General features: G+C 68.6%; 9 protein-coding genes, 1 tRNA gene and 1 pseudogene. 8 read left to right on the top strand and 3 right to left on the bottom strand.

What is annotated here, in order from left to right; translation table 11 throughout:
* The 5 genes and pseudogenes from ACIBO2_RS58675 to ACIBO2_RS58655 all read left to right on the top strand — a co-directional run.
* The coding region (locus ACIBO2_RS58675; RefSeq protein WP_397305346.1) for an STAS domain-containing protein at nt 1–405 on the top strand (405 nt) is incomplete at its 5' end.
* A 150-nt stretch (nt 406–555) separates the two neighbouring features.
* Nucleotides 556–1,617 (top strand): annotated as a pseudogene (locus ACIBO2_RS58670) (cation:proton antiporter); the annotation flags it as partial.
* Nucleotides 1,618–1,708: 91 nt separating this feature from the next.
* A complete protein-coding gene (locus ACIBO2_RS58665; protein ID WP_397305344.1) occupies nt 1,709–3,139 on the top strand; it encodes a TrkH family potassium uptake protein in 1,431 nt (476 codons plus the stop codon).
* Nucleotides 3,132–3,794: a potassium channel family protein gene (locus tag ACIBO2_RS58660; RefSeq protein ID WP_397305343.1), complete on the top strand. Its 663-nt coding sequence runs from the start codon at nt 3,132–3,134 to the stop codon at nt 3,792–3,794. The genes ACIBO2_RS58665 and ACIBO2_RS58660 overlap by 8 nt, the downstream gene beginning before the upstream one ends.
* 10 nt (nt 3,795–3,804) lie before the next feature.
* Nucleotides 3,805–4,125 carry a hypothetical protein gene (locus ACIBO2_RS58655; RefSeq protein WP_358558066.1) on the top strand — a complete coding sequence of 107 codons (321 nt, stop codon included), beginning with the start codon at nt 3,805–3,807 and terminating at the stop codon, nt 4,123–4,125.
* 156 nt (nt 4,126–4,281) lie between these two features.
* On the opposite strand, the gene ACIBO2_RS58650 is transcribed toward ACIBO2_RS58655, so the two are convergent.
* A tRNA-Leu gene (locus tag ACIBO2_RS58650) sits at nt 4,282–4,355 on the bottom strand.
* 406 nt (nt 4,356–4,761) lie between these two features.
* On the opposite strand from ACIBO2_RS58650, the gene ACIBO2_RS58645 reads away from it, so the two are divergent.
* From ACIBO2_RS58645 to ACIBO2_RS58635, 3 genes are all read left to right on the top strand, one after another.
* A complete protein-coding gene (locus tag ACIBO2_RS58645) occupies nt 4,762–5,133 on the top strand; it encodes a YciI family protein (RefSeq protein WP_358441869.1) in 372 nt (123 codons plus the stop codon).
* Nucleotides 5,134–5,213: 80 nt separating this feature from the next.
* The gene (locus ACIBO2_RS58640) at nt 5,214–5,957 is read left to right on the top strand and encodes a thioredoxin domain-containing protein (RefSeq protein WP_358558060.1); all 744 of its coding nucleotides are present in this window, start codon (nt 5,214–5,216) and stop codon (nt 5,955–5,957) included.
* Nucleotides 5,954–6,766: a cytochrome c biogenesis CcdA family protein gene (locus tag ACIBO2_RS58635; RefSeq protein ID WP_358558057.1), complete on the top strand. Its 813-nt coding sequence runs from the start codon at nt 5,954–5,956 to the stop codon at nt 6,764–6,766. The genes ACIBO2_RS58640 and ACIBO2_RS58635 overlap by 4 nt, the downstream gene beginning before the upstream one ends.
* A 36-nt stretch (nt 6,767–6,802) precedes the next feature.
* On the opposite strand, the gene ACIBO2_RS58630 is transcribed toward ACIBO2_RS58635, so the two are convergent.
* Both ACIBO2_RS58630 and ACIBO2_RS58625 read right to left on the bottom strand, forming a co-directional pair.
* The gene (locus ACIBO2_RS58630) at nt 6,803–9,130 is read right to left on the bottom strand and encodes an FHA domain-containing protein (RefSeq protein ID WP_358558054.1); all 2,328 of its coding nucleotides are present in this window, start codon (nt 9,128–9,130) and stop codon (nt 6,803–6,805) included.
* 118 nt (nt 9,131–9,248) lie between these two features.
* Nucleotides 9,249–9,845, bottom strand: a complete 597-nt coding sequence (locus ACIBO2_RS58625; protein WP_397305342.1) for a CGNR zinc finger domain-containing protein — start codon at nt 9,843–9,845, stop codon at nt 9,249–9,251.
* Nucleotides 9,846–9,908: the final 63 nt, after the last annotated feature.

Raw genomic sequence — 9,908 nt, 5'->3', positions numbered from 1 at the left:
AAGCGCATGCCCGCCGGCGAGATCACCGTCATGGTCGTCACCGTCGCCGTCGTGGTCGCCACCCACAACCTGGCCATCGGCGTCGTCGTCGGCTCCCTGACCGCCATGATGATCTTCGCCCGCCGGGTCGCCCACCTGGCCAACGTCACGGCCTGCGTCGACCCCGACGGCCGGCAGGTCGTCTACGCCGTCACCGGCGAACTGTTCTTCGCATCCAGCAACGACCTGGTCTACCAGTTCAACTACGGCGAAGACCCCGACGACGTGGTCATCGACCTGACCGACGCCCACATCTGGGACGCCTCCTCTGTGGCCGCCCTGGACGCGGTGGAGGCCAAGTACGCCGCACGTGGCAAGACCGTCACCATCGCCACCCCGTACCTGTGGCTGCGCTACCTCATGTAGACCTGCCGGTCCTGACGAAGGGCATGTCCCTGTTACGGTGGGACGCGGTGCGCCGGGAAGTCTGGTCGGCAATGGGTTGTCGCATGGGACTTCGGCGGAGGCGTTCGTGATGTGGTGTTCGGCGGCCAGGTCGAGCGAGAGTGGCTGCTGATGGGTGCCCTGCTGACGGCATTCGCGTGCCTTCTGCTGCTGGCCGTGTTGGTGTCCAGCCTGGCTCATCGTACGATCCTGTCGACCGCGGCGTTGTTCCTGGTGGCGGGGTTCCTGCTCGGGGACGGCGTGCTCGGGGTGGTGTCCCTGGCGCCGGACGACGACATCATCGCGACCCTGGCCGAGCTCGCGCTGTTCGCCGTGCTGTTCACCGACGGCATGCGGGTGGGCTGGGCGGATCTGCGGTCGGCGTGGCGGCTGCCGGGCCGGGCGCTGGGCTGGGGGTTGCCGCTCACGCTGGTGATCACCGCGGTGGGCGCTCATTACCTGGTGGGGCTGGGCTGGATCGAGTCGCTGCTGATCGGCGCCATCCTGGCGCCCACCGACCCCGTCTTCGCCGCCGCGCTGGTCGGCAACGAGAAGGTGCCGCCCCGGCTGCGCCAACTGCTCAACGTGGAGTCCGGGGTCAACGACGGGCTGGCGCTGCCGTTCGTCATGCTGTTCCTGGCGATCGCCCAGGGCTCCGGCGACCTGCATCTGGGCGAGCTCGGTCTGGAACTGGGCGTCGGTGTGCTGATCGGCGTGGCCGTCCCGTGGCTGGCGATCAAGCTGGAGCAGACCCGCTGGTTCTCGGCCTCCACCCAGTACGAGCCGCTCAACGGCCTGGCGATCGGCCTGCTGGTGCTGGCGGTGGGCAAGGCCACGCACGGGAACCTGTTCCTGGCCGCGTTCTCCGCCGGCATCACGGTGGCCACTTTCGGCCCACGCCAGCGCGAGTCGTTCGAGCACTTCGGCGAGCTGATCGCCGAGCTGTTCAAGCTGGCCGCGTTGCTCGTCTTCGGCGCGCTCATCACTCCTGCCGTGCTCGGCTCGGTGGGCTGGAAGGGGTGGTTGTTCGCCATCGGTGCCCTGTTCCTGGCCCGGCCGATCGCGATCTGGATCTCCTTCCTGCGCTCGGGCCTGTCGGTGCGCGAGCAGGCCGCGGTGGCCTGGTTCGGCCCGAAAGGCTTCGCCTCGGTCGTGTACGGCCTGATCGTGCTCAGCTCGGGCATCGCCGCGTCGGTGGAGGTCTTCCAGCTGGTCGCCGTCACGATCGTCCTGTCGATCCTGCTGCACTCCTCCAGCGACATCGTGGTGGCCCGCGGGTTCGACGATGAGCGTGAGGTTCCCGCCTGGTTCGGCGCTGCTCGCCGTCTGCGCGATCGGGCACGCGGGAAGAGCTGTGAAGGTGGGCACCTTCTGGGCGACAGCCTTCCTGGGCCGTTTCCAGCATCCGGCGCAGGTCGTCACGACCGGGTTCGGGCTGGCCGTCCTGCTGGGAACGATCCTGTTGACGGTGCCGATCGCCACCACGTCCGGCCAGTCGGCGGGCTGGCTGGTAGCTCTGTTCACCGCCACCTCCGCGGTCTGTGTGACCGGACTGGTGATCGTCGACACCGAGACGCACTGGTCGCTCTTGGGCGAGGTGGTCATCGCCGGGCTGATCCAGATCGGCGGGCTGGGCATCATGACCCTGGCGACGTTGTTCACCGTGCTGCTGTCCGGCCGCCTCGGGTTACGCGCAAGGATCTTCGCCCAGGCCGAGACCAAGACCTTGAGCATGAGCGATGTCCGGCACGTGGTGCGCAAGGTGGTGATCTTCAGCCTCGCCTGCGAGGCGGTGGCCGCCATCCTGCTGACCACGCGCTTCTTGCTCGGGTACGGCGAGCCGCTCGGCCGAGCTCTCTACCTGGGCATCTTTCACGCGATCTCGGCCTTCAACAACGCCGGATTCGCGCTGTGGCCGGACAACGTGATGGGATTCGTGAGCGATCCCTGGGTCTGCCTGACCATCGCCGCCGCGGTGATCATCGGCGGGCTCGGCTTTCCGGTGGTCTTCGAGCTGTCGCGCGCCTGGCGGCACCCCAGCCGCTGGAGCGTGCTCACCCGGATCACGGTGGGACTGACCGCCGTCCTGCTGATCGGCGGCACCGTGGTGTTCCTGTGCACCGAGTGGCGCAACCCCCGGACGCTGGGCGCGCTGGACGATCCGGGCAAGGTGCTGGCCGCCTTCTTCACCGCCGTCATGCCGCGGACCGCGGGCTTCAACAGTCTGGACATCGCCGCCATGAACCCGACCAGCTGGCTGGCCACCGATCTGCTGATGTTCGTCGGCGGTGGCAGCGCGGGCACGGCGGGCGGCATCAAGGTGACCACGTTCGGGCTGCTGGCCTTCGTCATCTGGGCCGAGATGCGCGGCGAGCCCGAGGTGAACATCGGCCACCGCCGCCTACCGGCATCAGCCCAGCGCCAGGCTGTCTCGATCGGTCTGATCAGTGTCGCGCTCGTCGCGGTGAGCACCTACACGCTGCTGGCCCTGACGCCGCACGGCCTGGATCGGGTGCTGTTCGAGGCGGTCTCGGCTTTCGGCACAGCGGGGCTGTCCACCGGCATCACCGCGGACGTCGGTCCGGCCGGGCAGGTGCTTCTGGTGCTGCTGATGTTCATCGGCAGGACCGGGCCGCTCACGCTGGGCTCCGCCCTGGCGCTCAAGGAGCGCACCCGCCGTTACCAGTTGCCCGAGGAGAGGGTCATCATTGGCTGACAAGGACAGCGACCCGGTTGTCGTGATCGGCCTGGGCCGGTTCGGCAGCTCACTCGCACTCGAACTCACCCGCCGCGGCACCGAGGTGCTGGCCATCGACCACCGGCACAAGACAGCCCAGAGCCTGGCCGGGCATATCACCCACATCGCCACAGCCGACGCCACCGACATGGAAACGCTACGCCAGCTCGGCGTGCCCGACTTCTACCGGGCGGTGGTCGGCATCAGCGGCGATCTGGAGGCCAGCATCCTGACCGCCTCTCTACTGGTGGAGCTGGAGATCGACGACATCTGGGCCAAGGCGATCAGCAGGCAGCACGGTCAGATCCTGAAGCGCATCGGTGTCCATCACGTGGTCTTCCCCGAGCACGACATGGGTGAGCGGGTGGCTCACCTGGTCAGTGGCCGGATGCTCGACTACATGCAGGTCGACGACAACTTCGCGTTGATCAAGACCCGGTCGCCCAAGCAGTACATCGGCATCCCGCTCGGCCGGTCCAACCTGCGCCGCAAGTACGGGATCACCATCGTCGCGGTCAAAAGCGAAGGCGAGGAGTTCACCTACGCCACCGCGGAGACCGAACTGGCCTACGGCGACATCGTGATCGTCTCCGGCCGTACCGAGCAGGTCGAGCGTTTCGCGGAACTGCCGTGATCAGCTACTCGTGGCCAATGCCTCCGAGCTGGCCATCCGGGTGGGCATATCACTACAGATCGTGGGATTCACCCTGATCGCGCTCGGCACCTCGCTGCCCAAGCTGGTCACCTCCATCCAGGCTCAACGCCGCGGCTACAGCGACCTGCTCGTCGAGAACCTGCTCGGCAGCAACCTGATCAACAGCCTCGCCGGTGACGCGATCATCGCCCTCACCATCGGCGGCCAGGCGTACACGATGGCACGCGCTGAGCATGCCGCTCACCCGTGCCGGCACCTGATCGGCCCCAGGCGAACTTCACCATGGCGCACGCACAGTTCATGCATATGACGGAAAGAGGCGATGGCCGCGATCCCGGCCAGCAGCACAACCCCGCCGATGGTCGACCGCTGGATGTTTCGCACCGCAAGAATGCTCGGCCCCACCATTCACCCCTGTCCCAACGGGAACTTCGCGGCGACGGTGAAGTGGTGTGCAATTGGTTCGAGTCGCCTCAGGGAGTCGAACCCTGAACCTCCGCCTCCTGAAGGCGGCGCCTCTGCCAGTTGGGCCAGAGCGGCTTGTTAGCCCCGGGCTCGGCTGGCGTGGTCCGAGCCCGGGGCTGGGGCTGTATCCAGCCGGGGGGCGCCATTCCCGTCGGCCAGACCGATGCCCGCGGCCCCTTGTTCCGTGGGCCGTCGTCCGTGAGATGAAAAAAGCCGCCTCGGAAGGCTTCCGGGCGGCGTCCTCTCTTTGCGAGGGATCACCCGGAATCCGGACCCAGGAGCTCAGGAAGCAGTTCGAGGGACTTCGCGTAGGTCACTGCGCTGCCTTCCTGTCGTGGTGGACGCTGTCCACGTTAGCCGGATGATCGCGACGGGTGCCACGTATTTTCCGCCGGGATGTCGAGGCCGCGCGGACGGCTTCGACCTATTGGGGACCGACATATTGGGTATCGACGCGGACGCGACCGTATGGAGGCCACCGGTGAAGTACCTCATCCTGATCTACAGCAACCCGACGAGCAGGGCGGTCTGGGAGACGCTGAACGACGAGCAGCGCATGAACTTCGGGCGCGGCCATATGTCCTTCACCGAGGAGCTGGCCGCGTCCGGCGAGCTGATCGTTTCGGAGGGGCTGGCCGATGTGTCGACGGCCAAACGGGTCTCGGTACGCGAAGGCAGGACGATGACGAGCGATGGGCCGTTCGCCGAGGTCAAGGAGCATTTGGCCGGGTTCTACCTGATCGAGTGCGACAGCGAGGAACGGGCGGTGGAGCTGGCCGCGAAGGTACCCGACGCGGCCTTCAACGAGGTGGAGGTGCGGCCGATCTTCGACATGAAGGTGCTTGAGCTGTAGCGGGCCTTGAGCTGTGGGAGGCCTTGAGCTGTAGGAGGAACCAGCGGCGTGGGTGACGGCGGGCTGGGATGATGCTGAAGGTGACCAAGGAATCCCCGGCCCCGCGCCGCCGGGTGCTGCTCGGCTCGCTGGCCGGTGCCGCCGTGGTGGCCGTGCTGGCGGTCGCCGCGCTGGCGAACCAGGACGAGCCCGCCGGACGAGCCACGGCCGGTTCGCCCACTGCGGCGGGTCCCACCAGTGGGCCCGAAGCGACCGCCAAGCCCACCCCGACGAGTTCGGTGCAGGTCTGGGAAGGGCCGACTCCGCCACCCGTCGACCCGAACCTGTCCAAGGGCTCGGCGCAGGCGCCGGTCACGATCGTCGAGTTCGGCGACTTCAAGTGTCCCAACTGCCGCCGATTCGCCCAGCGAATAGAGCCCGTGCTGAAGAGCCGCTACCTCGACACCGGCATCGTGCGGATGTTCTGGCGCGACTACCCGATCAGGGGACGCGACTCCGTACGCGCCGCCCTCGCCGCCCGCGCCGCGTCCCGGCAGGGCCGGTTCTGGGAGTTCCACGACTCCCTGTACGCGGGCGAGCGGCCCCGGCTCACCGACGCCGACCTGCGCTCCGTGGCCGCCAAGATCGGGCTTGACCTGGGCAGATTCGACGCCGACCGCCGCGACGAGGCCGTACGCCGGGTCGTGGACGGCGACCTCGGCTTCGCGACCGAGCTCGGCCTGCCCGGCACGCCCGCGTTCCTGATCAACGGTGAGGTGCTGTTCGGCGCCCAGCCGGTGGCCGCGTTCGAGAAGGCCATCGAGAAGGCCCGCCGCGGCGGATGAGCGGTATCGGCTATGCCGCCGCGTTCCTGGGCGGGCTGTTCTCGCTGGTCAGCCCGTGTGGGGCGCTGCTGATCCCGGCGTTCTTCGCCTACGCGTTCCCGGGCCGCCGCCGGTTGGCCGGCCGCACCCTGCTGTTCTACGTGGGGCTGTGCGCCGTGCTGGTACCGCTGGGGATGGGGTCGGCGCAGGTCAGCCGCCTGTTCTACGGCCATCAGGAGCTCCTGGTCACGGTCGCCGGCTGGGCGCTGATCGGGCTGGGCGTGCTGCAGGTGGCCGGTCGGGGCTGGACGATCGGGCCGCTGGAGCGGCTGAAGGGGCACGTTCGAGGTGACTCGGCCGGAGCCGTGCTGGTTCTGGGGGCGGTGTCCGGGCTGGCGGGGTTCTGCGCGGGGCCGGTGCTGGGGGCGGTGCTCACGGTCGCGGCGGCCTCCGGCGACGGGCTGCGCGGAGCGGTGCTGCTGGCCGTCTACGCGGCGGGCATGGCGGCCCCGTTGTTCCTGCTCGCGGGCCTGTGGCAGCGCTACGACCTCGGCGGCCGGCGCTGGCTGCGCGGTCGCGGACTGCGGCTGGGACGGCTGCGGGTGCACACCACCTCGCTGCTGTCCGGGCTGGTCTTCGGCGGGCTCGGGGTGCTGTTCCTGCTCTCCGACGGCACCCGCGGGCTGGCCCTGCCGATCCCCGAATCCTGGGAAGCCGGGCTGGAGGACCTCGCGGCGGCCGCCCAGGACGTACTGCCGGACCTGCTCGTCGTCGGGATCGCGGCGCTTGCCGTGGCCGCCGTCACCGCGTGGCGTCTCAGACGCCGCTGACGGTCACGCTCAAAACGTGCGACGGTCGGCGATGGATCACTTGCCGCGCATCACCGCCGGCTCATGGCGGCGCAGCATACGGGCGACCAGGAAGGCGCAGACGACCGCGAGGATGGCCAGGACGCTCATGTCCAGGAACCAGGTGCCGAAGTCCTGGCTCCACAGGGGGTCCGGCGGATCCTGGACGTGCGGGATGAGCTGCCCTACGTCGAGCGTGCCCGCCAGCGCGGCCAGCGCCCAGCGGGCCGGTACGAGCCAGGAGATCTGCTCCATCACCGGCTTGCCGTCCAGGTGCACCAGCGCCCCGCAGAAGACCAGCTGAATGAGGGTGACGAGCACGAGCAGCGGCATGGTCATCTCGCTGGTCTTGGCCAGCGCGGAGATGAGCAGGCCCACGGTCATCGCGGTGAACGACAACAGCGCGACGGCGAGCGAGAGCTCGATCATCGGCGCGGTGAACACTCCCTTGTCGTACGTCGCGACATTCAGCATCGCCACATAGGTCAACACGACGCCCTGTGCCACAGTGATCAGGCCGAGCACGAGCAGCTTGGAGCAGAGGTAGGCCGATCTGGACAGCCCGACCGCCCGTTCTCGTTGATAGATGGCGCGTTCCTTGACCAGTTCGCGCACCGAGTTCGCGGCGCCGGTGAGACAGCCGCCGATGCACAGGATCAACAGCAGGTTCGCCGCGTTGCCGTTGCTGTTCGGCCGGCCCATCAGGTCACCGGTCGGGACGACGCGGGCCAGCAGGCCCATCACGATCGGCAGGGCGATGGTGATGCCGAGGAACAGCCGGTCCGCCACGATGCCCCGGCAGTAGCGGCGCACCAGCGTACTCAGCTGCTCGGGCCAGCTCTGCGGTTTCGGCGGGATCTCTCGCTGTACGGGACGTCCCGTCGAAACCGGCTCGATCATGTCGGCCGCGATGTACGTCTGATGCGCCGACGACCGCGCGTACTCGCCGGCCCAGTCCTTGGTCGCGTCGTCGAAGGCCAGGAAGACGTCCGCCCAGTCGGTGAAGCCGAGGAACGGCAGCGCCTCCTCGGGCGGACCGAAGTAGGCGATCTTCCCGCCCGGCGCCATCACCAGAAGCCGGTCACAGATATCCAGATTGGCGACGCTGTGGGTGACGACGGCGACAGTGCGGCCGTCGTCGGCCAGACCCCGCAGCATCTGCATCACCGATTTGTCCAGCCCCGGGTCCAGACCGGAGGTCGGCTCGTCGAGGAACAGCAAAGACGGCTTGGTCAGCAACTCCAGTGCGACGCTGACCCGCTTGCGCTGGCCGCCGGACAGCGAGGAGATGCGGTTGTTCTTCCGATTTTCGAGCCCGAGCTGCTGGAGGACCTCGTCGACGCGCGCCTTCCGCTCGTGCTGCCTGGTGTCGTCGGGGAAGCGTAATTCCGCGGCGTAAATGAGGGCGCGGCGCACGGTGAGCTGGCTGTGCAGGATGTCGTCCTGCGGCACGAGACCGATCCGTGAACGCAGCTCGGCGTAGTCGCGGTAGAGATCGCGCCCGTCGTAGGTGACCATGCCCTGGTCGGCGGGGCGCAGCCCGGTGAGCGCGCGCAGCAGGGTGGACTTGCCCGAGCCGCTGGGGCCGATGATCGCCAGCAGGCACTTCTCGCCGACCGGGAACGACACATGGTCCAGGAGCACCTTGCCGCCCCCGACGGTGACCGTGAGTCCGTGCGCCTGGAGGCAGACCTCGCCGGTGTCGGCGTACTCCATGAGGGTGTCGCCCACGAGCTGGAACGTCGACGTCCCGATGCCGATGAGATCGTCCGGGGAGACGCGGGCCCGCTGAACGAGCCGGCCGTTGACGTACGTTCCGAAGCGGCTCCCCACGTCGACGATCTCGTGGACGCCGCCGGCGATCCGGAGCTCGGCGTGCTGGCGCGATACCCGCAGATCGCTGACCACCACATCGTTCTCGGGAGCCCGGCCGATGCGTACGACCCGCGCGCCGTCGAGACTCCTGACGGCGGCCGGCGCCCGCCACTGCCCGCTGTGCGGGAAGCGGACCGTAGGTGTCGGCTGGATCTCGGGTGCGCCGCCTCCGTCTTCGGAGACGGTACGGAAGCTGACGAGCCCGCCCTCCGACGGGTGCCCGAGGCCGATCCTGGTTCCCGGACCGACGATGACCCGCTGGACGCGGTGGCCGCTCACGTACGTGCCGTTGCTGCTGCCCGAGTCCTCCAGGATCCACTGACCGCCCTCGAAGCGCAGCATGGCATGCGTACGCGAGACGTGATCGGCGTCGATGACCACATCCGACCCCGGATCACGGCCTAACCGGTACGAACGCCCCGGATCGAGGGTCACCGATGCGTCATGGCCTTCGACGACAAGCTGCGTCACGTGACCGCCTTTCCCACAGGAACGAGAGGTGACGTGAGTGACTCTCCGTCGAGCCTCAAATGGTTCACCGTAGACAGGATCCCCGAAACGGGAGCCTACGGCTGACCGGCCGTACAGGTCACGCCCGCTGCCGGGCGCGGAAGCCCGCCGCCTTGGCGCGGTTGCCGCACTCGTGCATGTCGCACCAGCGCCGCGACGACCCGCGCGAGGTGTCGACATACAGGCGGGTGCACACCTCTCCCCCGCATTCCTTGATCTGTACGGCCCGCGGCCCCCCGAGCAGCTGGACCGCCTCCCTGGCGACCGTGGAGAGGGCGGCGTCGAGATCCCCCGAGCGCTCGACCCGCCCGGCGTCGTTCAGCAGCACGGACGCCTGCGGCCCGGTGGCGACCCGGTTGACCAGCAGCCGATCATCCGCCGCCACCCCGGCCCCATCGACAGCGGGCCGGTCAACGGCCCCGCCGAGCCGGTCCATGGCGTCCCCCGCCGCCAGCCGATAGAGCGCCAGCCGGTAGATGGCCTCCCGCAGCGTCTTCCCCGCCGCGAGATCGGCGGCGCCGACCACTGGCGGCACGTCGAGAATGCCCGCCTCGACCGTCCACCGCGCCAGGTCCGCCGGCTCGCGCAGCAGGTCACGCCGGTCCGCCCGGCGGTGTTGCAGGGTGCCCGCCAGGTCGAGCCCCAGATTGCCGCTGATGAAGGTGAAGCTCGTCACACCTCCATAGTAACCATGTTGACAGGTTATGCGAGAGCACGGAACAGTGACATAACCGGATTA

It is taken from the genome of Nonomuraea sp. NPDC050022, assembly GCF_044460705.1.
In the GTDB taxonomy this organism is placed as follows: domain Bacteria; phylum Actinomycetota; class Actinomycetes; order Streptosporangiales; family Streptosporangiaceae; genus Nonomuraea.
This window is presented reverse-complemented; position numbering and strand designations above follow the sequence as displayed.

Bases quoted from the DNA above. Each gene is read 5' to 3' on its own strand.
- ACIBO2_RS58635 (WP_358558057.1), top strand. From the start codon at position 5,954: ATGAGCGGTATCGGCTATGCCGCCGCGTTCCTGGGCGGGCTGTTCTCG.
- ACIBO2_RS58665 (WP_397305344.1), top strand. From the start codon at position 1,709: ATGAGCGTGAGGTTCCCGCCTGGTTCGGCGCTGCTCGCCGTCTGCGCG.